Origin of the sequence: Endoryza foliicola, from assembly GCF_050589245.1 — a bacterium.
GTDB classification, from domain to species: Bacteria; Bacteroidota; Bacteroidia; order Chitinophagales; family Chitinophagaceae; genus Endoryza; species Endoryza foliicola.
Genome location: NZ_JBOBEW010000005.1, coordinates 348,066 through 372,951 on the forward strand (window position 1 = coordinate 348,066; position 24,886 = coordinate 372,951).

Genomic DNA, 24,886 nt, shown 5'->3' on the forward strand with positions numbered 1-24,886 from the left:
TAATTCCGGGGGCTTTTCAGTTATAAAAAATACAGGTCAAGTTTTCAGCATATTTTGTAACCTTGTTGTCTCAAAGCTTAGCAATGAAAATTTTCAACCTCATTTTTACAATACTTTTTCTGCTCTTTGCAGCACTTCAATACAATGACCCTGATCCTTATGTTTGGATCCCTATTTATGTTTATGGAGCTATCTTATGTTGGATGGCTTTTAATGGCAGGTATTACGTTAAAGCTTACTGGATCGGAATAGTTGTATACCTCGCCTATGCGGTGTTTCTTGTGTTTACCAAAAACGGAGTGATTGATTGGATCACCATTCATAACTCTGAGAACTTGGTGCAAACGATGAAAGCTGAAAAGCCATGGATCGAAGATACCAGAGAGTTTGGTGGGTTAGTGATATTGATCGCAGTGCTCTTAATTAATTTGATATATGCAAAAAGAAAAGCGCGCTTCGATGATTAGCGCGCTTTTCTTTTTCTACTTAAGTCGTTTTACTTGTTGAATATTATATTAAGAAGGATGATTTGCTCTCCTTCCTTGCTGTCTTTCGGTTTGGTAACTATGTAGAATTTGTGGAGCTTTCCATCAGTAACCTTGCTCATCTTTATAGGAACCACGGTTTGTCCAAATTGACCGTTAACCGGTAGTCCGGCACCTACAGAACTTTTACCAACCTCGGTTCCTTCAGGGCTATCGATTCTTAAACTGATGTCGTATCCAAACATGCTAGCTTTTTGAAATCCTACAACAATAGCTGCTGATGAAATACCCGATAAATCAATTGAGCCTATTGAGAAGGAACCCAATGCTTTTGGAGCAATCATTAAATGCATTCCATTGAAATCGGCTGAGGTGAAGTCTTTAATATCAGAAGCGCCATTAAAAGCCACTTTCGAGTTACGAAGCGTTGTACCTGTTATGCCCGTCATTGGTTTTGAACCATTGCTTCCTTTGTCGGTATAGCTCGCATTGATATACAAAACTCCATTGTCTTTTACAGGCTTGTTCATAGTTGCAGCAATACTTCCTTCTGATGGCAACGATTTTTTCTTTTCAGTAGATCCCAAACTCATGATCCATGTTACAATTTGTTTTGCATCGTCTAATTTCAAGTTTGGATGCGCACTCATCGCTGTTTCGCCCCAAACACCACCGCCACCTTTGATGATCTTTTCTGATAGATAGGTCATCGCATTGGGATCCTTTTGATATTTTTTAGAAACATCTGTAAAAGACGGACCAATCGATTTTTGATCAATTTGATGACAGTTCTTACAATCGAGTGCTAACATCGTATTCTTACCCATTACAACAGTACTCAAAATTTGATGCCCCATTGGAGCTGCAGCCATGTCTGAACCTTCGATATAATCTGCAGACACTACTAAGTTAGACAGGTCTTTTGTTTTAGAAGTATCATCTTTATCATTGATGATAACTTTATAGCCTACTTGTTGCCCTGCGAAATAGAAGCTCTTGTTTCCGGCAATTTCAATTGAAAGCTCCGGAGTTTCATTACCCGCATAAACAGAGGTAGGTGTTCCTTGTGCGCTCAGCTTTTCTTCATCGCTTACGGTCACTTGAACATTGTAATCCCCCATTTTGGTATACGTGTACTCAAGAGTAGGTTCGGTAGATTCTTTCTTTTCACCATTTCCAAGATCCCAAACATATTTCAATTGCTTTTTCTCGGGATCTTTTGCCTCCACTGTAAACGTAACTTTAAATGGAAGAGCACCGGAACTTCTATCAGATTTCACCGTTCCAACTACAGGCGCTCTGTTTCCGCCATTGAAATCTATTCGAGACAAGCCTGCATCGGGGTTCTTACTAAACCAACCGCTTCCATATTCTAAAAGATAAAGTTTCCCGTCGGGCCCAACTTCCATGTCAATAACAGCGGCAAGTTTTGTTGAAGGCATAAAGGGTTCCATCTTTGAAAAATCCCCATTCTTGTCGAGCGTTACCACTTTAATGAAGTTCCGCATCCAATCATAAATGAAAACTTTATTATTATAATAGTCAGGTAAGCGGGTTTCTTTCGGAAATAGATCGGTATAATAAGCAGGACCCGCCATGGCGTTTCTACCTCCGGTTCCCATTTGTGGGAAATCGGGAGAAGCGGCATAAGGATACCAAATAAATGCAGGTGAAACAGCCGGTAACTCAGTGAGGCCGGTGTTATTCTTCGACTTGTTGAGAGGCTTTGCCGGGTCATATGTAGGACCAGTTTTCCCTGTTGAATAATCGTATTCATTGTAAGGATAGTTGTTCCCTACAAACAAGGGCCACCCGAAGTAACCGGCCTTCTTTGCTTGGTTCAATTCATCGTATCCTCTTGGGCCTCTTGTTCCAATGCTGTCTGCGCCTGCGTCTGGGCCAACTTCACCCCAATATAAATATCCATTCTTTTTGTCAACTGAAATACGGTAGGGATTTCGATTGCCCATAACATAGATTTCAGGCCTTGTTTTTGCTGTTCCTTTTGGAAATAAGTTACCCTCCGGAATGTCGTAACTGCCATCTTCCTTCACCTTAATACGCAAAATTTTTCCTCTCAAATCATTGGTATTGCTACTACTCCTTCTGGCATCATATTGTTCGAAACCTTCACGGTTATCAGTAGGACCAAATCCTTTATTTGCGAAGGGGGTAGGAGAGTCGAAAGGGGTTGAATTATCGCCGGTACTTAAGTATAAAGTATGATCAGTGCCAAAAGCAATGGAGCCCCCTGTGTGACAACAAATTTCCCGTTGAGAATAAAATTGCAAAACTATTTTTTCACTAGAAGCTACCAACGTATCGTTTTCGAATTTGAAGCGCGACAAACGATTTACTGAAGTGTCGGTTGGACTGTAAAACAAATAAACATAATGATTCTTCTCAAAATCAGGATCTGCTTGCAGACCCAATAAACCCTCTTCCGCATTTACACCCTCGGTATGTGTTTTCCAATATACATTCAAAAAGCCCACTTGCTTAATTGTCTTGGTTTCATTTTTATATAGCATCAATTCACCACGACGTTGCGCGATCAGCACATCTAAGTTTGGCAACACCGTCATTTCTGTTGGTTCAAACAAAGTGCCTGTTGTAAGTGGAACTTTTGTAAATCGATCTTCCTCCGGAACTCGAAGGGTAGTAGCTTTTTCGTATTTAAGCTTTTTATTATCGCCGATTGCATATTCAATACCCCCTAAAATGTGTTTAAGGTAATTATCATCTGCAAAACTTTCTTCAGTATGTCCCAATTCGGTATACCATGCACGGCCACCATCATAATCGTGGTACCAAGCCATTGGATGGTAGTCTCCGTTTTTACCTCCTTCATACGATTTCTCGTCGATGGAGATCAGAACCTTCACATCTTTTGATAATTTCTTAAAATTGTACCATTCGTCCTTTCGCTTCCAGCTATCAGGTAGATGTTTAGTGGAGCCATGCGTTTTGTCTTTAATCTGAAGGACAGCTTCTTGTTGTGCGGGGTGACTTTCAAAATACCCTCCCACAAGGCCTCCGTACCAGCCCCAATCGTACTCCGCATCACTGGCAGCATGAATACCAACGTATCCGCCGCCGGCTTGTATATAGCGTTCAAAATCAGCCTCTTGATAGTTGTTTAAGAGATCTCCGGTAGAATGCAGGAAAACTACGGCTGAGTAGTTTTTCAAACTGTCTTCATTGAAATAAGAGGCATCTTCTGTTGTGTCTACCAGAAAGCCATGCTCTTGACCAAGTTTCATGATAGCGGCTTGACCAACGCCAATCGAGCTGTGTCTAAATCCGGCGGTTTTTGAAAATACGAGGATTCGGGGTTTCCCGCTTCTCGAATTGCAGGCACTCAGAATCAATGTACTAAGTGCCAATAGGGAAAGCAATTGTTTCAGTTTCATACGTTTAAGGTGATAAGGCTCTAAAGATAAGTTCTTTGAGGAGTATTTGGGTATTTTTGGGCTGAATGGCGGTTTCTATGGATGGAATCTTTTTCTAATCTGACACGTAAAATATCCTTTGAATTTCAAGAAAATAGCCTACCTTTGCACTCCATTTGCAAGAATGGTGACCTTTAACTAGGTCAATTTTATTCCGAATGAGGTCTGATAAGGGTTCCACCGGTGTGGAAACACCTCCAAGGGTAAACAAATAAACCAGGTAAAATGCCTAAGGTAAAAACAAACTCAAGCGCGAAAAAGCGCTTCAAGGTGACTGCTACAGGTAAAATCACTCACCAAAAATCGTTCAAACGTCACATCCTTACTAAGAAGTCTAAGCGTCGTAAACGCGCGTTGGCTAAAGACGGTGTAGTTCACAAATCAAACATGGATTTTGTAAAACGTTTATTGCGTTTGAAATAATCCAAACTCGTCACAACATTCATTAATACTCAAATTATTACAATATGCCTCGTTCAGTAAACGCCGTAGCCTCTAGAGCTCGCCGTAAAAGAATTCTTAAGAAAGCAAAAGGATATTACGGAAAACGTAAAAACGTATATACAGTTGCGAAAAACATCGTAGAAAAAGGTCAAACTTATGCTTACGTTGGTCGCAAATTGAAGAAAAGAGAATACCGTGCTTTGTGGATCGCTCGTATCAACGCCGCAGTTCGTGAAGAAGGAATGACCTACTCTGAATTCATCCACAAATTGAATCAGAAAGGAATTACCCTCGATCGTAAGATGCTCGCTGACATCGCAATGAACAATCCAGAGAGCTTCAAGTCATTGGTTGCTTCTGTTAAATAAGCAATTGAGAAGATATAACAAAAAAACCGGCAGAATTCTGTCGGTTTTTTTGTTTTTAAGACATGCAAAAAATATACTTTTGTACCCTTAAACAAGGTTCATTCATTTAACCCCATTTTCAGCTTAATGAATAATACGTACACCGATCTGGTGAAACAAACCTTTAACTTTCCTCAGGAAGGTTTTGAAATACGTGATAGTCATCTACAATTTAATGGCCTAGACATCAAAGCGCTGATCGATAAATACGGCACTCCCATGAAGTTGACCTATTTACCGAAAATTGGTATGCAAATTCGAAAGGCCAAAAAAATGTTTGCAGATGCTATCAAGAAGCACAAATACGAAGGAGAATACAACTATTGCTATTGCACCAAAAGTTCGCATTTTTCTTTCGTAGTTGAAGAAGCTTTGAAACACGATATTCATCTTGAAACTTCATACGCTTACGATATTGAGATCATTAAGAAACTATACCAGCGTAAAAAGATTACTAAAGACACTTTTATCATTTGCAACGGCTACAAGCAAAAAACTTATACCAGTAGAATTGCAGGTTTATTGAATACAGGCTTTAAAAATGTAATACCGGTACTTGATAACAAAGAAGAACTTCAACAATACAAGAAGTCGGTGAAAGTTCCCTTTAAGTTGGGCATCCGCATTGCCGCAGAAGAAGAGCCTACTTTCCCGTTCTATACATCTCGTTTGGGTTTTAGAGCACGCGATGTACTTGAATTTTATGTAGACAAAATTGAAGGCAACGAAGACCGTTTTCAATTGAAAATGCTGCATATCTTCTTGAACAAAGGAATTAAAGATGATATCTATTATTGGAGTGAGTTGAACAAGGTAATCAACCTTTATTGCCAATTGAAAAAGATTTGCCCCGAGTTGGATTCTATCAATATCGGTGGCGGATTCCCGATCAAACACTCTCTAGGATTCGATTATGATTATCAGTTCATGATCAATGAAATTGTACGGAATATTAAGAGTGTTTGTAAGAAAAACAAAGTACCCATGCCCAATATCTTCACAGAATTTGGCAGTTATACAGTGGGTGAAAGCATGGCGCATATTTACAGCGTGATTGGCCAGAAAGTACAGAACGATCGTGAGATCTGGTACATGATCGACTCTTCCTTCATCACAACACTTCCCGATACTTGGGGTATCGGAGAGAAATTCCTTATGCTGCCCATTAATAAATGGGATCAAGATTACCAGCGGGTAGTTCTTGGTGGAATTACTTGCGATAGCCACGACTACTACGATTCAGAAGAACACGTAAACGAGGTGTTTCTGCCAAAAATAAACGATGGTGACCCTCTCTATCTTGGCTTCTTCCATACCGGTGCTTACCAAGATCAAATCAGTGGATACGGTGGTATTAAACACTGTTTGATCCCTTCTCCCAAACATATTATTGTTGGGCACGATAAGAATGGTAAACTCACCGACTGGGTGTATGCCAAAGAACAAACCGCTCAAAGTATGCTGAAAATACTTGGATATATGTAAATTTAAATCGGGGATACAAAAAAGTATCCCCGATTTAGTTATGAAAAACATATTCTTATCATTGGTATTCTTCTTGATCTTTGCTTTGAATGCGTCCTCTCAAACTCCCGTTGATTCAGTAAAAGCCACTGTGAACCAACTATTTGAAGCGATGAAAACGGCTAATCCGGCAATGCTACTAGATTGTTTTGCGGATTCGGCAATTCTTCAAACCATTGGATCAAAAGCAGGTCAAATTATCATTCGAAATGAAACCAAAGATGCATTTGCCAATTCTATCAAACAATTGAAAGCCGGCTCGGCTGATGAACGCATTGAGTTTGCCTCCGTTTTAGTAGACGGAAACCTCGCGAGTGTATGGACTCCTTATAAATTCTACTTCAATGGAAATTTTAGTCACTGTGGCGCCAACTCTTTCCAATTGGTTAGAATAGGCGGTAAATGGAAAATTCAATATTTAATTGATACACGCAGAAGAGACTGTAACTGATCTATCGTTTTACTCGGTACTTCTTGTTCACTTTTGGACTGTTGAAATACTTTTTAATATCTTCTTCCGACATGCCGTTGGTTAATTCCAGCGGTATGTCTATTAATTGAATTTGAATCTGCTTCAATTCTTCTTTCAATTTGTTGGTCTTCTTAATGATGTCTCCATCTTTTTCTCCAATCAACACATTGTCGCGAAGCATATAATCGAGGCGCTTAATGGAAGTGCGTATCAATGAAGCTTGGTTCTGGTCGAATACCTTTTGAGGAGCCACGGCTTCTTTGATGGGTACTAAACTAACTCCTACACTTGGTAACACTTGACCGGTTTTTTTGGTGCCGTCATTAGTAGATGTAGACAACATGGTGCCGGTCAAAGCCGTAGTGGAACCAGTAATATCAAAAGTTGTTCTAGTGCTTTTTGTTTTCTTCACATTTTTATCCAATTGGAAGAAGGTATACTGCAACTGAACAATATAAGTGCTCACATTTTTTACTACTAAATTGTAATCTTGTTGTGCCAAGGGATAATTCAAAGCATCTCTTACTATCAGTTTTACAGTTGCGGTGTCTCTCGCCATGAATTTGTTGGATCCTATGAAATTGAGAAGTACAATCTTAACTCTACCTGAATCAGTCTCTTTTACAAAATCATAAGGCGGCGTCCATGTAAATTCATCATCGCAATGCCGAACCAAAGTGAAGTTCTTCATTGGCGTATTTGCATAAAAAGTAATGCCTTCAATTGGGAAGCTTCCGTTTTCACACTGTACTTTGAAAGATATCGTATCGCCTTCATCAGCATATAACACACTGCTTACCGTTGGTTTTACTTTTGAAGGGATGATTTCGGTGTTGTAGAACATGATTGAGAACATCGTGTCTACCTTATCTTTTGGATTATCAAGATTCTGAACTCCCACGGCTACTTTATATTCGTTGTCATACTTCAACTTGCCGGATAAAAAGAAAGACTTGTCTGCTTTAAAAGTAAGCAAGCCATTGTCTTTATTGATCTTTAAGCCAATAGGAGAATTTCTTAAATACCAATAGTATTTCGATTGATCTTTGTTGATCTCTAGTTTGTAATTTAAGGATGAATCTACATGGAGCGTAAAATAAGGGTTGATATTCTTGATTCGGAGTACCGTGTCTGTTGATGTAGGTATAGAGTCAACAGTTTTATGGGTTGTATCCGAAGGATTAACAACTTGTGCTTCTGCATTTATGAAAAAAACAGAAAAAAATACGATCAGAATATTGAGCCGGATAAAGGAAGGATGTATTCTCATGTTGATATTTAACGGTCGTAAAGTTAACACATACCAAACAAAAAAAACCGTTCTTTTATTAAAAGAACGGTTAAAACAAACACATCTGCATGAAACTAGCGCAGCTCTTTAAGTATTGTAAATACTAATTTTATTAAAAACTATTGCACATTAATTTGTGTAACCTGTTGCGCAATCGGTTGTTTTTTGGGTAACAGAAGTTTTAGAACACCCTGCTCGTATTTAGCTTGAATTCCATCGGTAGTAATACTGTCATCCAAATAAAAGCTACGTTTGAAGCTGTTATAAGTAAATTCTCTACGAATGGTTTTGTAGTTCTCCTGTGTAGCTTCTTGTTTTTTCTCAAACGAAACAACTAATTGACCGTTTTCGATCCTAATTTGAAAATCTTCTTTGTTTCTACCGGGTGCGTTCAATTCCAAATGATAAGCTTCTGGGGTCTCATGAATGTTTACTGCCGGAAATGATCTTCCCTTATCGGAATAGTTTCCGGGAAAGCTGTTGAAAAACTCATTGAAAAATAAATCGAAAGGTTTCTGGTTTTTGTTTTGAACTGATACGTGTGACATAGTATTAATTTTTTATGTTTTTAATGTTTACGGTTCTATTCGATCAACTTGCATACCATGCCATTTTATTTACCAAATTGCGTCCATTTTGACTGTACAAACCTAATCTCGAGTGTCATTATGACGTAAACTAACATAAGGGGGTGTCGTATTGGCGTTATGATTGATAATTTTCCTTCGGAATTCGAAAACAATGAATTGATAATATCGATTAACTTTGCCGTCTAAACTATTAAAAATGTATCCAGAAGAAATAGTAATCCCAATGAAAGAGGAGTTAACCGAGCACGGTTTTACGGAATTATTGACTCCACAAGAAGTAGATGATCAGTTGGCAAAGAAAGGAACCACCTTGGTGATGATCAATTCTGTTTGCGGATGTTCAGCAGGAACAGCCCGCCCGGGTGCGATCATGGCAGTGCACAATGCTACTAAAAAACCTGACTTCATTACTACAAGTTTCGCGGGATTTGATATTGGTGCTATCAACAGATTACGCGAGCATTTGCTTCCATACCCTCCATCTTCACCTGCAATTGCTTTGTTTAAAGATGGACAATTGGTGCATTTCATTGAACGCCACATGATCGAAGGTCGTCCGGCACAAATGATCGCCCATAATTTAATCGGAGCATTTGAACAGTATTGTTAATAATGGAAGTTTATTCTAGATAAAAGCCTCTGTAATATACAGAGGCTTTTTCTGTTGTATAAATGGTGATTTCCAGCATACTTAAATTCAGTATCTTGTTGCCTTAAATTAATTGTTGTCATGTATCCCAACCTGTACTTTGCTTTTCGTGATATGTTTGGTGTTGAATGGAAAGGATTACGATTCATTAACTCTTTCGGTTTTTTTGTAGCGATAGCCTTTATTGTGGCAGCATTCTTTCTGATCAAAGAACTGAAACGGAAAGAAGCAGCCGGTCTTCTGAAATATACAGAAGTAAAAATCACTTATGGTAAGCCTGCCAGCTTCTTAGACCTTGCAATCAATTTTGTATTAGGCTTCTTATTGGGGTATAAGTTTATTGGATTGTTTTTCGCAGAACCTGAAGCTGCTGCAGATCCACAAGCATTTATTTTTTCTTCACAGGGCAATTGGGCGATCGGTTTTTTATTGGCGATTGTATTTACCATTATTAAATGGTGGGAGAAAAATAAATTCAAACTGGCTAAACCTGAAGTGCGAACCATTCGAATTTGGCCGCACGATAGAGTAGGAGATATAATCATCTTTGCAGCACTCTTCGGATTTTTAGGCGCAAAAATTTTTCACAATCTTGAAAACTTAGATGAATTCACAAAGAACCCCATTGAGGCCCTTTTGAGCTTCAGCGGGTTAACGTTCTATGGAGGATTGATTTGTGCAACAGCTGCAATTTGGTTTTATGCCAGAAAACACCAAATTTCCTTCAAACATCTGTGTGATGCAGCAGCTCCGGCTTTGATGATTGCTTATGCAGTGGGAAGAATTGGTTGCCAAGTGAGTGGAGATGGAGATTGGGGTATCCTCAACAGCGCATATATCGTAGATCAAGAGGCAAAAGTAGTACCGGCAGATTCTTCCAGTTTCAAGAAGAACCTACTTACCAATGGACATTTTTATAGCCTCGAGTTTAAAGTGAATTCTGTGGAAGAAATACCTCATAAGCATGTTAAGGCGCCTTCATGGCTTCCGGTTTGGATGGTTGCCTATCAATATCCAAACAACGTGTTGAGCCACGGAACACCTATCCCTGGATGTAAAGACGAACAATATTGTAATAAACTGCCTTCACCTGTTTTCCCAACACCTTTCTATGAAACACTAATGGCGTCCCTGCTATTTTTGTTGCTGTGGAGTATTCGAAAAAAGTTCGCAGTTCCAGGCGCACTGTTTAGTATATATCTGATTGTAAATGGAATTGAACGATTCCTGATTGAATCGATTCGGGTAAATACTACCTATACTATCGGAAATTTTCATCCAACTCAAGCTCAGTTGATCTCCTCCGGGTTAGTTATTACAGGTGCTTTTCTCTTTTGGTGGTTGAATAAAAAGAAATAATCATAGCATATTATTTAAACAGAAGCGCGGTCAATTGGCCGCGCTTTTTTCGCCTTTTATACCAAAGATTTCACCTTTCATACCCAAATCCATCTTTTCACTGTAACATAATTCCTCCCATTTCGTCCAACTATCAAATTTCCCAATTAAGCCATTTATCAGATTTGACAGCCTTCTAACACATTAATATGTACTATACAAAACATAGTACCTAGTTTTGGGTTGTTATTGATAATGCAAAGTATTTTAAATTTTATTTATGAAACAGCCATGGACCTTGCTAACCGCTCTACTTTTAACCTTATCAGCGTTTAGTCAAGAAGCAAACAAAAATTATTCAATTAAAGGATCCGTTACAGAAGGTAAGAACCCTATTGACGGAGCCACTGTCAGCCTTTTAAGGATCAAAGACTCTTCTTTGGTAAAGATTGTAATATCAGCTAAAGACGGCAGCTTTGGTTTTGAAAGCTTGCAACAAACATCTTATTTCATTACAGTATCGGCCGTTGGCTTTGAAAGTAAGATGATCAAAACAGACCCTCTATCAACCTCTTATTCCATTGAGCTAGAAAAAAAATCAGGGAATCTTTCAGCAGTAACAGTTGTATCTAGAAAACCACTTGTTGAGCAAAAGATCGACAGAATGGTAGTGAATGTTGAGGCTGCTACAACAAATGCAGGAACCACAGCTCTGGAGGTTTTAGAAAAGTCTCCCGGTATATCGGTTGATAAGGATGGTAATATTAGCCTTAAAGGTAAGCAGGGTGTTGTAGTGTATATTGATGGACGTCCATCTTATTTATCTGGTTCTGATTTGGCCAATTTGCTGAAGAATATGCCTTCAGGACAATTGGAACAGATTGAAATTATGACCAATCCACCGGCTAAATACGATGCCGCCGGCAACAGTGGAGTGATCAACATCAAAACAAAAAAGAACAAGCAAATGGGATACAATGGAAGTATTTCTACAGGATATACTCAAGGCTGGAATCCCCGCTTCAACGAGAGCCTCACCTTCAACTATCGTAAAAATAAAGTCAATCTCTTTACAAATATCAGTTACAACCGATACGTAAATGTAAACAAGCTTTCAATTCAGCGCCGATTCTACAATGGGCAAACAAAAGAAGTGGTATCAAATTTTGATCAAGTGTCTAGAATGAAAGATGTTGATAATTTTACGAATGCAAAAATTGGGTTAGATTATTCAATCAGCAAAAAAACAACTGTTGGATTTGTTGTGAGTGGCTTCACAAGCCCTAGCAAATTCACAAACAATAGTGTTGTAAATATTGCAGACAATCAAATGAACCCTATCGGTGTAACAAAGGCTTTCACAATTAATAATAAAAAATGGCAGAACATTACTGCAAACATTAATGCTCGTCATCAGTTTGATACAACCGGTCAGGAAATTAGCTTTGATGCCGATTTCCTTACATACGATGCTCGGAACACACAGGAACTAATAAATGCATACTACAATCCTAATGGTTCGGTAAGTAGTAAGGCAGATACTTTGAATGGCAATTTACCTCAACAAATTGCAATTTGGTCGGCAAAAGTTGACTACATATTGCCTTTGAAGAAAGGCGCGAAAATTGAAGCAGGATTGAAGTCTAGTTTCGTTAATACCGACAACAATGCGATCTACGATAGTGTAAACAATGGAGTTTTGGTTAGAGATTACAACCGCAGCAATCATTTCGTGTATACAGAAAATATCAATGCAGCCTATATCAACCTGAGCAAACCATTGAGTAAAAAGTGGACAGCACAACTCGGTTTGCGCGTTGAAAACACGAATGCAAAGGGAGATCAAAAAACAACCAATATTGTTTTTAATAGAAACTACACACAACTCTTCCCAACAGCATTTGTTCAGTATACAGCGAGCGAAAAGCATGTATTTGGAGTGAACTATGGCAGAAGAATAAATCGACCAGATTATGAGGCAATGAATCCATTTATCATGTTTCTAGATCGCTATACATACGAGCAAGGTAATCCAAATTTGAAACCTCAATTCAGTCACAATATCGAATTGTCGCACACTTTTAAAGGATTCATGACTACTACCTTGAACTACTCAAATACAACTGATATTATTACTCAGGTAATAGAACAAAATCCCGACAAAAACGAATCGGCAGTACGAGCAGCCAACGTAGCTTCTGAAAAACAGTTTGGTATTTCTGTTGCTGCAGGTTTTCCGGTTACCAAATGGTGGAATGCGAACTTGTACGGAAATCTGTACAATGTGAAATATGCAGGTATCATCAATAATGAATTTGTGACTTTAGAAGGTACTACAGCCTTGTTTAATATGTCGAACCAATTCAAATTCGCCAAAACATGGGGTGCGGAATTGAGTGGATGGTTCAGAACACCGGGCCAAGAAAGTATCTTCAGAATTGGATCCTTGGGTCAATTAAATGCCGGAATTAGTAAGCAAGTAATGAAAGGCAAAGGAACACTGCGTTTAAGTGTTCGCGATGCTTTAAGAACTCAAAATGCTAAGGGAACAAGCAGGTATAGCACCATTGATGCTCGTTTCTCTCAAGTAAGAGATACACGAGTAGTTTCTTTCAATTTTACGTATCGATTCGCAAAAGGAAAGGCCGGAGCTGCAAGAGTTAGAAATGGGGCATCAGAAGAGCAAAGCCGCGTAAAAGGAGCTAACTCGAACTAGTTTAAAGCATTTTGAAATTTTTAACATAGTTCCATATAACTTTTTAGTCAGTTAAGAGTCTTATATATATGAAAGCGCACAACATCCATAAAATGATTCTTGTAGGGTTGATCCTTGTGTACTTGGCAGGTTGCAGCGTTTCTTATGTAAGCAATTAAAAGTCATACAGTTTTCTCATAAGCAGTTAGTTTTGGTTAGCGAGCCCCGTTTCTACGGGGCTTTTTCGTGTTGGAAACTGTTGTATTTTTGCCTTCTTAAATTAAGTTTATGCCTTCATTCGATATCGTAAGTAAAGTGGACGCACAGGCATTGGACAATGCCGTAAACGTAACCACAAAAGAAATCACCAATAGATTCGATTTCAAAGGTTCACATGTGAAAATTGACCTTCAAAAGAAAGACTTCAAAATTTTAATTGAAACAGAAGACGATATGAAAATGCGCCAATTGATAGACGTATTGATCAATCGCGCACATAAGCAAGGTATTTCCCCCGAAGCGTTCGATACTAGCAAAGAGTCGTACCAGAGTGGAAAATTGACCAAACAAGAGATACAAGTGAGAAATGGCTTAAAACAAGAGGATGCCAAAAAGATCGTAAAACAGATCAAGGATAGCGGCTTAAAGGTACAAGCTTCTATTAACGATGATATTGTTCGCGTTACAGGCAAGAAAATCGATGATTTACAACTAGTTATACAGGCTACCAAGTCATGGGAGCTTGGAATTCCCTTGCAATTTGAAAATATGAGGAGCTAATTTGAAAAGCTTACCGGGCTTTCATTTGAAAAGATTTTGCAAAATTCTTTGGTTTTGATACCTTTGCGCTCCGAATTATATTTTATCATCCATACGGCAAAATCCGTGTGGCCTTTTAAAAAATAGAAAATGAAAAAAGGCATCCATCCTGAAGCATACCGCTTCGTAGTGTTCAAAGACATGAGTAACGGCGTATCTTTCCTCAGCCGCTCTTGCGCAGCTTCTAAAGAAACTGTGACCTGGGAAGACGGAAAAGACTATCCGGTTATTAAATTGGAGATTTCAAGCGCTTCTCACCCTTTTTACACTGGTCAGAATGTATTGGTAGACACAGCAGGTCGTATCGATAAATTCAAAAAACGTTACGAGAAGAAAAAATAAAAAAAGTTGTAACTTCGGTTTAACATTTTTGTTTTTCATGGCTATACATCCCTTTCCTGTTCACAGGAAGGGGATTTTTTTTTCGGCGAAATATTGCCTAAATTTATCCTATGTTATTGATTATCAGAGATACAGAGTCTGTCAAAAGCGAAATTTATCCCCTTGCACAAACGTATGAAGCTTGGGATCTTCGCTTTGGAATCTTTACCATTCGGGAGAAGTGGGAGTTGATTTTGGGCCAAAATGCCATTGAAACTGAAAAAGGACTCGAATTTTCGAATTTTCCCGAAAATAAATCGATACCCGGCTCAAGCATTCCATCGCTTGAAATGAATACTGCCGAATTAGCGGCAATTGAACAATACCTCACTCCTATAAATTCTGTAACTGATATACTCGATCATCAAACCAATTCTTTTCTTTCTGATTTTGCTTGGATTCAAAAGAACCGAACCTCGCAAACAATTTCAACTACCTGTCAGGTAATAAACGAGGCAGCTATTTTTATTGAAGAGGGAGCTGAACTTACGTATGCAATTTTAAATGCTGCAAACGGACCCATTTATATCGGCAAGAATGCGAATGTAATGGAAGGAACATGTATTCGTGGGCCCTTTGCAATGGGCGAGAGAGCCGTGGTGAAAATGGGAACAAGAATTTATCCAAACACATTTATTGGTAATGAAACAGTAGTGGGAGGGGAGTTAAAAAATACCACCATTCAAGATTATTCAAACAAGGGGCATGATGGATATTTAGGAGATGCAATAATAGGACAATGGTGTAATCTTGGAGCCGGTACTTCGGCTTCTAATGTCAAGAACAATGCAGGCGATGTTCGAATTTGGAGTAAGAAAGATCAACAGTTTGTTTCCACCGGATTGAAGCGTGGGTTAATCATGGGTGATTATTCTAAGGCGGCTATCAACACCTCGTTTAATACCGGAACACTGGTAGGAGTTGCTTGCAATGTTTTTACTTCGGGATTAACTCCAAAATACATTCCTGACTTCAGCTGGGGGGTATCAAATGAACAACTTTATGATATTGAAAAACTAACAGTTGATATTGAATCTTGGAAAAAATTTAAGAATAAAACCCTTACAACTAAGGAAAAACAAGAACTCGCGCGTATTTTTGAAAGGAATTTAAATCATTTATGAGACAACAATTAGCCGCTGCCAACTGGAAAATGAATCTAACCCTTCAGCAAGGTGAAACGCTTTTAAACGAAATTACAAGCGCAAGCATTGAATTATTAGCACATCAAAAAGCAGTATTTGCTGTTCCTTTTCCATATCTAAGTTTTGCTCAATCAAAACTTATTGGTAGCAAAGGGTTTGAAGTGGCAGCTCAAAACTGTTATCATAAAAAATCGGGTGCGTTTACAGGTGAGGTTTCAGTAGAAATGTTGAAATCAATCAACGTTAATTATATTGTAATTGGACATAGTGAACGCCGCGAATATTTCAATGAGAGCAATCAACAGTTAGCAGATAAGATCAACTTGATATTAGAAGCTGGTATTACTCCAATTTTTTGTTGTGGTGAACCATTAGCTATAAGAGAAGCGGGAACACAGAATGATTTTGTTGCGGTTCAATTAAAGGAATCATTGTATCATTTGTCAGCCGAACAAATTTCAAAAATAGTTATTGCATATGAACCAATTTGGGCGATCGGAACCGGCTTAACGGCTAGTTCTGCTCAGGCTCAGGAAATGCATGCACATTTGCGTGCGGCTCTTTCAGGCCAATATGGAAGTGCTGTAGCCAATACAATCCCAATTTTATACGGGGGAAGCGTGAAAGCTGCAAATGCCGCTGAATTGTTTTCGCAACCCGATGTAGATGGGGGATTAGTGGGAGGCGCTTCTTTAATTGCCACCGAATTTGTTACTATTATCAAGAGTTTGAAATAGCATTTGTGCTATGGAGCCGGTAGAGTAGCCGGCTCCATAGCATTCAAATGATCGATATTCATAATGGTTTCATCTGTATTATCGCTTCTTTGGTACATCGGAATAAATTTGTAACCTTCTAGAAGTTCGTCTCCGATATAAGAAGTTCTTGAAACTACTGTGTTAGAATAGGTTTCATCAAAGGCTTTCAATAGTACCATCACTTCAATATTGGAAGCCTTCATGTCTTGCAAACTGAGACCTTTCAATGGACTCTTTTCATCAATAGGGTGAACTATTGTCCAGCTCAGGTTAAGTGAATTTAACTTCGATAACTGAAGATCTAAATTATAGAACCGGTTTTCACTGATCCCATTAACATCTACCATTAGCCCTACCGTAATTTTAACTTCAGCATCAGTTAAGTTTGTGTTCTTGTAAGGAACCAATCGAAACATCAAAGCTTGCCCACCTTTGAATGGCGCTATTATTGCATGTTCCGAGTATCGAATGAATGCAGTGGGTCTGGAAAAACGGCCGTAAAAAAGACCGGTAGCAATCGCCAAATTTAATACCCCTAAAAACGCTTCCAGAGCTGCCACACTGCTCATTAAAATGCCATGAGGGTTTACTCTTCCATAACCTACTGTTGTAAAAGTCTGTGCACTGAAAAAGAAGGCCTCTAGCCATTGTTCCCATTTTGTTTCGCCAACCATTCCTCCCAATTGGTCTAACCCTATAGAAACATAAATGACAGTAAAGAGAATATTCACAAGAAAGTAAACCGAAAGTATAACAATGTAAAATTTCCATCGAGGAAGATGAATCATGGTGTGATACCAGCTTAATCTTGACAAGACATCAGCACCGGTTCTTTTCAAATTTGGCGTACCATCTTTTCGAAACAAACGTCTGCCGTAAAGTTTAGTATTACTACCAAAACCGGTGTTCTCATCTGATTTTAATGTATTTAATATTTTTGATCGGATGCTCATTTTCAAGTTTTAAAGATGTTTTCAATTGAAGCTACCCATTTTTCAGGAACATAATCCATACTTGCATTAAGTGCTTGAAGCTGGTAAACTGCATATTGTTCAGGGTGCGAAGCAACAAACTGCAGAATACTGCAAATATCTGTAACACTTCTATAAAAGATTCCTGCTTTCAAAAGTGGAGAATCCACCACATAATGATCAGGAAGAATTAATGGTCGACCTACCCTAATAGCATCGTAAACTGAACCTGATATTTTTGTTACACCGTATGTCTCCCAGCTTTCACCGTCATTGTCGAACACTTTTTGAACTGGTGACCAAATGAAATGCGCTTTGCGCAAGTATTCAAAAAAAACATCCGTTGGAACCTGTTCTTCAAAAAAATCAATTCTGCCATTTTGTGTTGAGCGAATGCTATTTACTCTAGCACGAAATGTTTCAAGTTGGTCAACAGGGGGTGCACCAAGTATTACGACTCTTGCATTTAGATGTAAGTTTTCAGCTTCTTCAATAAAAGCAAAAACCTCTTCATAGTTTCTTCTTTTGATATCAACTGAACCAGGAATTACCACTAAAAGCTCTTGCCCTTTACTGTAAGAACGTGGCAAAAATTGAACAGAGTGGAACAAAGAAGGTGGAATGTGATGAACATTCTTTTTAGTTTCAGCCTGCAATGTCAGCGCTTGCTTATTAGAAAACACCAAATATTCATCGGCGCTATTGAATAGGATCTTTTTTGAAAAATGCCGTATCAAGCCTCGCAAACTGAATTTTATTTGCGGAATCAAATAACTATTGATGTCATGAATACCAAGAACAACCTTGATTCCTTTTTTTTTCAAACGGCTGTAGAAAAGATGGTTGTTTGAAACAGTTAAGAGTAGAAGTCGATCAATGTTCAGTGATGCAATTACTTGCTTGAATTGTAGGAGTTGTTGTCTGGGACTAATTTCCGATTGGTTAAAATGCCAATTCAGTCGACTATCTAACTTAAACTCCGAAAACTTGTTCACCTGTCTGCTGCATAAAACATGGATTTCTGCACCTATTTGTAACAATAGATGTATAACCGGGTCTAGTACCTCAAAATGTTCAGTTTCTATTACAGCAATTCTTAGGTTCATAGATACCCCAATATTACTGAAAAATAAGCGCTTTAGTTTATTCGTTGCTAGCTACTTATCTACAGAACCGTTACCTTTATATGTCACTATGCCGCTAAAGCAAAATTTAGTCTATAATTTTCTACTTTCTGTAAGTCAGGTGTTATTTCCCCTGATCACCATCCCTTATGTATCTAGAGTTTTGGCCCCAGATATGATTGGAAGGGTTGGCTTCATTGATTCTTATACTTATTTTTTTACCGTATTGGCTGAATTTGGAATCATTACTTATGGAGTGAGAGAAATTAGTAAGAAAAAAGGGATGGGAGAGGAAATAGACGGCTTGGTTTCTGAATTGTTAGTCATTCAGTTTATTTCCGGGTTGGTGACTTTGGTTCCATTCTTCCTATCCCTGTTTTATTTGAAAAAATCGTTTACTGAACCAGCTCTTTTAATTTGGGCGATTGTGTTTTACCTATCCAATCTCTTCTATTCTGAGTGGTTTTTTTGGGGAACTGAGCGCTTTAAATTTGTAGCCATTCGATCTTTTGCGGTTCGATCATTTGCCACTGTTTGTGTATTTCTAATGGTTAAAGCAGGGGAGGATTATATATACTACTATGCAATTATGTCGGCAGCAGGTATTTTGAACCTGTTCATCAATTTCTTACAACTGTCGAAATTAGTTAACATCCGACTTAAGAATGTAGCAATTAAAAAGCACTTCAAGCCATTGTTGGCTATTCACGGAATTACGTTGTGTTATGCAGCGTTTGGAATGTTAGACACTCCTTTGCTAAGATTCAGTAGTCACAGTGAATACCAAACCGGTATTTATGTCTTTTCTATCAAGCTCATTCGAACCGCATCATCACTTATCACCGATTTCTTATTGGTACTGTTTCCCTTTTCAATTGCAGTACAGCAAAATAATAGTAGTTTATGGAAGTCAAAAATTAGAGAGTCTTCCTCTTTGATATTGATGTTCAGTATTCCAATGACTGTCGGTATTTTTACAGTAGCTCCTGTATTAACAAGACTCTATTTCGGACAAGGCTTCACTGAAATTGCGATTAGTTTAAGATGGTTGTCTTCGCTGGTATTTCTCGTAAGTTTAGAATTGTTTTTGAACAAGCAGTTGCTATTGGCCAATCATTTAGAAAATGCGACACTAAAAGTTGCAGGGTTCTGCTCTTTGATCTTTATTGGCAGCGCAATTTTTTGGGGCGCACGCTGGGGTTACAAAGGTGCAGCAATGGCCATGATAACTGCAGAAACAGCATTGTTGCTTGGATATGTTCTACTTAAAAAAAGGTTCATTCCGGGTGTTTCGATTTTTAATGTAGCCGATTTTCTTAAAATAATTCTTGCCTCTGCGGCAATGTATTTCCTAATCTACCTCTTTCCAAATCAAGAGTATTGGAATTGGCCAATGCTTTTGCTCTTTGTTTTCTGTTCAATACTCACGTATTTCTTCATAGTTTTAATTGTATGCAAAATCAGTTTGAAAGCCTATATTGAAGCTTTTCTTTTTGAAAAATTAAATATTAAGAAGTGAAGAATCTGCCGTTGAAATATTTTCTTTTACTACTGCTGTTACCGCTTTTTTTCTTGGTAACAAATTTGGCAGAAAACTATGGATTGGTTTCAGGGAGTGATTTAGGAGTTGTTTCATTGGAATTAATAGCATTAACCTGCTTGTGTTATCTTGTTACATTGATCTTTATCAGGCAATCATCAGTTGCATTTGTTTATGCATTGATACTTCTTGTGTTTATTTTGTTTTACGGAGCGATGGTAGATTTCTATCATCATATTGTGAAATTAAAAAACACGGTTTCTTACAGCATCTTAATTCCTATTTGGTTGCTCGTTATTATTTTAGTAATGATCTTTTTTCGTAAGAAATCAGAAGTGATCGAGCGGTTGGCTCCATGGAGTATTCGCTTTCTACTATTTTTGAATGGTGTGGCAATTGTTCAACTTCTAATTGCCGTTTATCAGGGCCCCACTAAAAACGAATTTGGTGATACGTCACAATCTTTGTCAGATTCTGTTGTTTCGAAGTTGCAAACGCAAGTTGAAAAGCCAGACCTGTTTTGGATTGTTGCCGATGAATATCCGTCTAGTAGGGTACTTAACGAAGTATTTCATTATCAAAATTCTTTGGACTCCAGCTTGAGAAATCGTGGATTTGAAGTATTTCAAAATGTCAAGAGTGCTTACAACTACACCCACTATTCGCTTACTAGTGAATTGGATATGCAGTACCTAGATGAATTAAAGGACGGTCAAGTAATTAGCGGAAAGGATATTGCTAAAGGTGTCCGCTCCTTGAACTCAACTAACACAACTACAATTCTCAAGTCGCTTGGATACACAATTTCTAATCATGCCATTTATCCAATTGACGATACAAAGTTCAAAGGCTACCAACCGTTTCCTGCATTAGGGGTTCAACTACTGAATCATCAGTTATTGTATCACAGGTTATGGAAAGATATTGGCTGGTTGTTTAGAGGTGGAAGTTTCAATAACAGGCAGAAATTGGCGGCATCCGTTAATGCGGAAGTAATGGCTATCGACCAATCATACAAGACTCAACTGCATTCTTGGAATGAAAGTCTCAGTAATAGGGATAGGAACAAACCTACATTTTCGGCGCTGCATCTGTACCTCCCTCATGAACCTTTCATTTATAATGAAGATGGTTCGCTTCATTTGCAAGCCGGCTTGCAAGCAAGCGCAGATACTTTTTTTGTGAAGCAAGTGCAGTATACCAACAACTTGTTGGAAAAACTGGTAGATGAGATTATTCGACATGAGAAGAATAGGCCATTTGTAATTCTTATACAAGGAGATCATGGCTTTAAATTTGAAGAAAAGGATCCACTGTTTGAAAAAGAAAGCTGGAGTACCTATTTAGCAATCTATTCATCTAACAAAAAATCCCATCGAATGCACGATGGGATGAATCTTGTTAATACGTACCGGAATCTTTTTTCTGACTTGTTTGGGATGGACTTGAAACCACTTCCAAGCAAACAGTATCTTTTAAGATATCGTTAGCCTTTCAACTTGTTGATGAGATCAATATATTCTTGCATCGCACCTTCTTTTGCTTTTCCTTTTAAAGCATTCCAGGCTTCATATTTTGCTTTAGAAACAAAATCGAATGGGTTTGCCGGCGGATCTACGTTTACATCGCCTTCTGTTGCTTGTTTATAGAGAGAATACAACTGAAGTAATGTATCATTGCTAGGACGTTCAGATAATAACTTACTACTGCTTACTGCTTCTTCAAATAATGCTTTAAGATCCATGTTTAAGGGGGTTGATTTGTTCAAAATTACTAAAAAACAGCATATAAGGACTGCTTAACTGTTGATAGTTTTATTTAATACGATGAACTCGAGGAATTGTTTTGGCAGCCCGAAAGCCGGATTATCCATTGGGAAAGGGCGTCGTTCGCCGGTTTTCGAATATCCGTGACGCTCATACCAAGCAATTAATTCTTCTCTTATTGAAATAACCGTCATTTCAATAAAGGTTTTATTGTTTGTCTTAGCAAATGAATCAGCTTCTGCTAAGAGAAACTTACCGATACCACCTCCCTGTAGTTCAGGATCAACTGTAAGCATTCCTAGATACAATCCATTTCCTTTGAGCTGGAGATTTACACAACCATACAAAGTTCCATTGGTGTCTTTTGCCAACAAAACATTCGAATTGGGATCTGAAAGTAGTTCAGTTAAAGACTGTTCAGTTGTTCGAACACCGTCTAATAGATCAGCTTCTGTAGTCCACCCTTTTTTACTTGATTCGCCTCTGTAAGCACTGTTTACAAGCACATTGAGAGCAGATACATCAGAAAAATCAGCTTTTGTAATGAATAATTGGGGTTTTGACATTCTTCACAAATTATTATGACAAAGATCAGCTTTTTACCGCTTATTTAGGACGAATTTAGGGTAGCAAAAAACAATAATATGAGAACAGCAAAAGATGTATTGCAACAGAAAGAAAAAAGTTTTCTGACTGTGAAGCCTGATGTAAAAGTGCTGGATGCTCTTCAGCTGATGAATTCGGTGAATTTGAGCTATTTAGTTGTAATGGACGATTCCGGTTTCAAGGGTATTTTTTGCGAACGAGATTATAGTAGAAACGTAATATTAAAGGGCAAATCGAGTGACCAAACCTCAGTAATAGAGGTAATGACAACCGACTTGCCAATGGTAGAGTTAACTACAACTGTTGAGCAGTGTATGAACATTCTCAATACTAGGAAAGTCAGGTATTTGCTTGTTTTTGATGATCAACTATTTCAGGGGGTGATAACGATTAATGACCTTTTAAGACAGGTTATCCATAGTAGAGAAGAAGTTTTTGACTAGGCCTGTCTTACTAACCAAGTTCTTAAAAGCGTCTATTTCCTAATAGGCGCTTTTAATTTTGTTATAGAAAATTGATAATCAGAGTATTGTGGTTATAAACAATCCTTTCAGATACGCCTAAAATGTACTAGCTTTGCAGTCCAATTAAAGTGGAGCATTTACACATGAAGCAAATCCGGAATTTTTGCATTATCGCCCATATTGACCACGGAAAATCTACCTTGGCCGATAGACTGTTACAAGTGACCAATACCATTAGTGATCGTGATATGATGGATCAAGTGTTGGATGACATGGATCTGGAACGTGAAAAAGGAATCACTATCAAAAGCCACGCAATCCAAATTAATTATAAACACAAGGATGGTCAGGAATACATTCTAAACTTGATTGATACTCCTGGTCACGTTGACTTTAGTTATGAGGTTAGCCGCGCCCTGGCCGCTTGTGAAGGAGCTTTATTGTTGGTAGATGCAACACAAGGTATCCAAGCACAAACAATCTCAAACCTATATCTGGCAATTGATAATGATTTGGAAATCATTCCTGTTATTAACAAGATTGACATGGATGGTGCCATGATTGAAGAAGTGGAAGATCAAATTGTAGATCTAATTGGTTGCAAGCGCGAGGATATATTGCATGCTAGCGGTAGAACAGGATTGGGTGTAGAAGCTATTTTGGAAGCAATTGTAGCTCGAATCCCTGCTCCTGAAGGGAATCCTGATGCACCTTTACAAGCGTTGATCTTTGATAGTGTTTTCAACTCTTTCCGAGGCATCATTGTTTACTACCGTATTCTGAATGGAAAAATCAAAAAAGGCGATATCGTAAAGTTTGTTTCTACAGGTCAGGAATATGAAGCAGATGAAATTGGCATTTTGAAGCTGAAGATGACGGAAAAGAAAGAAGTAGGATGCGGAGATGTTGGCTATATCATTACCGGTATTAAAAATGCTAAAGAAGTAAAAGTAGGTGATACCATTACCCTGAAAACAAACGAAAATCCAGAAGCGATTAAAGGATTCGAGGAAGTGAAGCCAATGGTATTTGCCGGTATTTATCCTGTAGTAACGGAAGATTTTGAAGAATTAAGAGATTGCATGGACAAATTGCAATTGAATGATGCTTCGCTCACCTATGAGTTGGAAACTTCTCAGGCATTGGGTTTCGGTTTTCGATGCGGTTTCTTGGGACTTCTTCACATGGAGATCATCCAAGAACGATTGGAGCGGGAATTCAATCAAACCGTAATTACTACGGTTCCGAACGTGAGTTTTATTGCTTACAATACAAAAGATGAAAAGGTAATCGTGAACAATCCGAGTGAAATGTTGGAACCTACCAATATGAACCGAATTGAAGAGCCCTTTATCAGAGCGCAGATCATCACGAAGCCAGACTATATTGGGAATATCATGACCCTTTGCTTGGGTAAGAGAGGAATTTTAATTAACCAGAGCTACTTGACCGCTACAAGGGTTGAGTTGATTTTTGAAATGCCATTAACGGAGATCGTATTCGATTTCTACGATAAGTTGAAAAGCCAGACACGTGGTTACGCCTCATTCGACTACCATCCAATCGGGTACCGAGAGGCAGATATTGTGAAGATGGATATTTTGTTGAACAGTGAAAAAGTAGATGCGTTGAGTGCTTTGATACATAGAAGCCGTGCTCAAGATTTTGGAAGAAAGCTCTGTGAAAAATTGAAAGAATTATTGCCTCGTCAACAGTTCCAAATTGCCATTCAAGCAGCAGTAGGAGCGAAGGTGCTGGCAAGAGAAAATATTAGCGCCATGCGTAAAGATGTAACCGCTAAATGTTATGGTGGTGATATCAGCCGTAAGCGTAAGCTATTGGAGAAACAGAAGGAAGGTAAGAAGAGAATGCGTCAAATTGGAACAGTCGAAGTTCCGCAAGAAGCATTCTTGGCCGTTTTAAAATTGGATGATTAAAAAAGTAGGAGATGATGCATCGTTTTTA

23 protein-coding genes are annotated in these 24,886 nt (G+C 38.3%); 16 read left to right on the forward strand and 7 right to left on the reverse strand.

Annotation, left to right across the window (positions count from 1 at the left end; all coding sequences use genetic code 11):
- Window positions 1–83 precede the first annotated feature (83 nt).
- The gene (locus ACQ2HE_RS13790) at window positions 84–467 is read left to right on the forward strand and encodes a transmembrane 220 family protein (protein ID WP_430895887.1); all 384 of its coding nucleotides are present in this window, start codon (window positions 84–86) and stop codon (window positions 465–467) included.
- Between the two features lie 29 nt (window positions 468–496).
- Here the strand turns inward: ACQ2HE_RS13790 and ACQ2HE_RS13795 are convergent, their stop codons facing one another.
- The gene (locus ACQ2HE_RS13795) at window positions 497–3,898 is read right to left on the reverse strand and encodes a ThuA domain-containing protein (protein WP_430895885.1); all 3,402 of its coding nucleotides are present in this window, start codon (window positions 3,896–3,898) and stop codon (window positions 497–499) included.
- A gap of 264 nt (window positions 3,899–4,162) precedes the next feature.
- Between ACQ2HE_RS13795 and rpmI the strand changes: the two genes are divergently transcribed.
- The 4 genes from rpmI to ACQ2HE_RS13815 all read left to right on the forward strand — a co-directional run bounded on the left by rpmI (window position 4,163) and on the right by ACQ2HE_RS13815 (window position 6,763).
- Window positions 4,163–4,360, forward strand: a complete 198-nt coding sequence (gene rpmI / locus ACQ2HE_RS13800; RefSeq protein WP_430895883.1) for a 50S ribosomal protein L35 — start codon at window positions 4,163–4,165, stop codon at window positions 4,358–4,360.
- 44 nt (window positions 4,361–4,404) lie between these two features.
- Window positions 4,405–4,749, forward strand: coding sequence for a 50S ribosomal protein L20 (rplT, locus tag ACQ2HE_RS13805; RefSeq protein ID WP_430895881.1), 345 nt, complete (start codon window positions 4,405–4,407; stop codon window positions 4,747–4,749).
- Between the two features lie 126 nt (window positions 4,750–4,875).
- Window positions 4,876–6,273, forward strand: a complete 1,398-nt coding sequence (locus ACQ2HE_RS13810; RefSeq protein ID WP_430895879.1) for a type III PLP-dependent enzyme domain-containing protein — start codon at window positions 4,876–4,878, stop codon at window positions 6,271–6,273.
- 40 nt (window positions 6,274–6,313) lie between these two features.
- Entirely contained in the window at window positions 6,314–6,763 is a 450-nt protein-coding gene (locus ACQ2HE_RS13815; RefSeq protein WP_430895877.1) for a nuclear transport factor 2 family protein, read from the forward strand.
- Window position 6,764: 1 nt separating this feature from the next.
- Here the strand turns inward: ACQ2HE_RS13815 and ACQ2HE_RS13820 are convergent, their stop codons facing one another.
- On the reverse strand, window positions 6,765–8,054 hold the full coding sequence (locus ACQ2HE_RS13820; RefSeq protein ID WP_430895875.1) for a hypothetical protein: 1,290 nt from the start codon (window positions 8,052–8,054) through the stop codon (window positions 6,765–6,767).
- Between the two features lie 140 nt (window positions 8,055–8,194).
- Entirely contained in the window at window positions 8,195–8,623 is a 429-nt protein-coding gene (locus ACQ2HE_RS13825) for an Hsp20/alpha crystallin family protein (RefSeq protein ID WP_430895873.1), read from the reverse strand.
- 238 nt (window positions 8,624–8,861) lie between these two features.
- Between ACQ2HE_RS13825 and ACQ2HE_RS13830 the strand changes: the two genes are divergently transcribed.
- The 7 genes from ACQ2HE_RS13830 to tpiA all read left to right on the forward strand — a co-directional run bounded on the left by ACQ2HE_RS13830 (window position 8,862) and on the right by tpiA (window position 16,429).
- Entirely contained in the window at window positions 8,862–9,275 is a 414-nt protein-coding gene (locus ACQ2HE_RS13830; RefSeq protein WP_430895871.1) for a BrxA/BrxB family bacilliredoxin, read from the forward strand.
- A gap of 120 nt (window positions 9,276–9,395) precedes the next feature.
- Window positions 9,396–10,673, forward strand: coding sequence for a prolipoprotein diacylglyceryl transferase (locus tag ACQ2HE_RS13835; protein ID WP_430895869.1), 1,278 nt, complete (start codon window positions 9,396–9,398; stop codon window positions 10,671–10,673).
- Between the two features lie 259 nt (window positions 10,674–10,932).
- Window positions 10,933–13,368: a TonB-dependent receptor domain-containing protein gene (locus ACQ2HE_RS13840; protein WP_430895867.1), complete on the forward strand. Its 2,436-nt coding sequence runs from the start codon at window positions 10,933–10,935 to the stop codon at window positions 13,366–13,368.
- Window positions 13,369–13,635: 267 nt separating this feature from the next.
- A complete protein-coding gene (locus ACQ2HE_RS13845; protein ID WP_430895865.1) occupies window positions 13,636–14,127 on the forward strand; it encodes a YajQ family cyclic di-GMP-binding protein in 492 nt (163 codons plus the stop codon).
- 129 nt (window positions 14,128–14,256) lie between these two features.
- On the forward strand, window positions 14,257–14,508 hold the full coding sequence (locus ACQ2HE_RS13850; RefSeq protein WP_430895863.1) for a type B 50S ribosomal protein L31: 252 nt from the start codon (window positions 14,257–14,259) through the stop codon (window positions 14,506–14,508).
- Between the two features lie 110 nt (window positions 14,509–14,618).
- Complete coding sequence (locus tag ACQ2HE_RS13855; protein WP_430895861.1) at window positions 14,619–15,671, forward strand: glucose-1-phosphate thymidylyltransferase; 1,053 nt, start codon at window positions 14,619–14,621, stop codon at window positions 15,669–15,671.
- Window positions 15,668–16,429 carry a triose-phosphate isomerase gene (gene tpiA, locus ACQ2HE_RS13860; protein ID WP_430895859.1) on the forward strand — a complete coding sequence of 254 codons (762 nt, stop codon included), beginning with the start codon at window positions 15,668–15,670 and terminating at the stop codon, window positions 16,427–16,429. The genes ACQ2HE_RS13855 and tpiA overlap by 4 nt, the downstream gene beginning before the upstream one ends.
- Window positions 16,430–16,437: 8 nt before the next feature.
- Here the strand turns inward: tpiA and ACQ2HE_RS13865 are convergent, their stop codons facing one another.
- Both ACQ2HE_RS13865 and ACQ2HE_RS13870 read right to left on the reverse strand, forming a co-directional pair.
- A complete protein-coding gene (locus tag ACQ2HE_RS13865) occupies window positions 16,438–17,403 on the reverse strand; it encodes an ion channel (RefSeq protein WP_430895857.1) in 966 nt (321 codons plus the stop codon).
- Window positions 17,404–17,405: 2 nt separating this feature from the next.
- Window positions 17,406–18,527, reverse strand: a complete 1,122-nt coding sequence (locus tag ACQ2HE_RS13870) for a hypothetical protein (protein ID WP_430895855.1) — start codon at window positions 18,525–18,527, stop codon at window positions 17,406–17,408.
- A gap of 88 nt (window positions 18,528–18,615) precedes the next feature.
- Between ACQ2HE_RS13870 and ACQ2HE_RS13875 the strand changes: the two genes are divergently transcribed.
- Entirely contained in the window at window positions 18,616–20,064 is a 1,449-nt protein-coding gene (locus tag ACQ2HE_RS13875; RefSeq protein ID WP_430895853.1) for an oligosaccharide flippase family protein, read from the forward strand.
- Window positions 20,061–21,575, forward strand: coding sequence for a sulfatase-like hydrolase/transferase (locus ACQ2HE_RS13880; RefSeq protein ID WP_430895851.1), 1,515 nt, complete (start codon window positions 20,061–20,063; stop codon window positions 21,573–21,575). Before ACQ2HE_RS13875 ends, ACQ2HE_RS13880 begins: the two co-directional genes overlap by 4 nt.
- Here the strand turns inward: ACQ2HE_RS13880 and ACQ2HE_RS13885 are convergent.
- Window positions 21,572–21,829: an acyl-CoA-binding protein gene (locus ACQ2HE_RS13885; protein ID WP_430895850.1), complete on the reverse strand. Its 258-nt coding sequence runs from the start codon at window positions 21,827–21,829 to the stop codon at window positions 21,572–21,574. The genes ACQ2HE_RS13880 and ACQ2HE_RS13885 overlap by 4 nt on opposite strands.
- Before the next feature lie 54 nt (window positions 21,830–21,883).
- Window positions 21,884–22,417 carry a GNAT family N-acetyltransferase gene (locus ACQ2HE_RS13890; protein ID WP_430895849.1) on the reverse strand — a complete coding sequence of 178 codons (534 nt, stop codon included), beginning with the start codon at window positions 22,415–22,417 and terminating at the stop codon, window positions 21,884–21,886.
- 78 nt (window positions 22,418–22,495) lie between these two features.
- On the opposite strand from ACQ2HE_RS13890, the gene ACQ2HE_RS13895 reads away from it, so the two are divergent.
- Together ACQ2HE_RS13895 and lepA are read left to right on the forward strand one after the other, a co-directional pair.
- A complete protein-coding gene (locus tag ACQ2HE_RS13895) occupies window positions 22,496–22,900 on the forward strand; it encodes a CBS domain-containing protein (RefSeq protein WP_430895848.1) in 405 nt (134 codons plus the stop codon).
- Between the two features lie 164 nt (window positions 22,901–23,064).
- On the forward strand, window positions 23,065–24,858 hold the full coding sequence (lepA, locus tag ACQ2HE_RS13900) for a translation elongation factor 4 (RefSeq protein ID WP_430895847.1): 1,794 nt from the start codon (window positions 23,065–23,067) through the stop codon (window positions 24,856–24,858).
- Window positions 24,859–24,886: the final 28 nt, after the last annotated feature.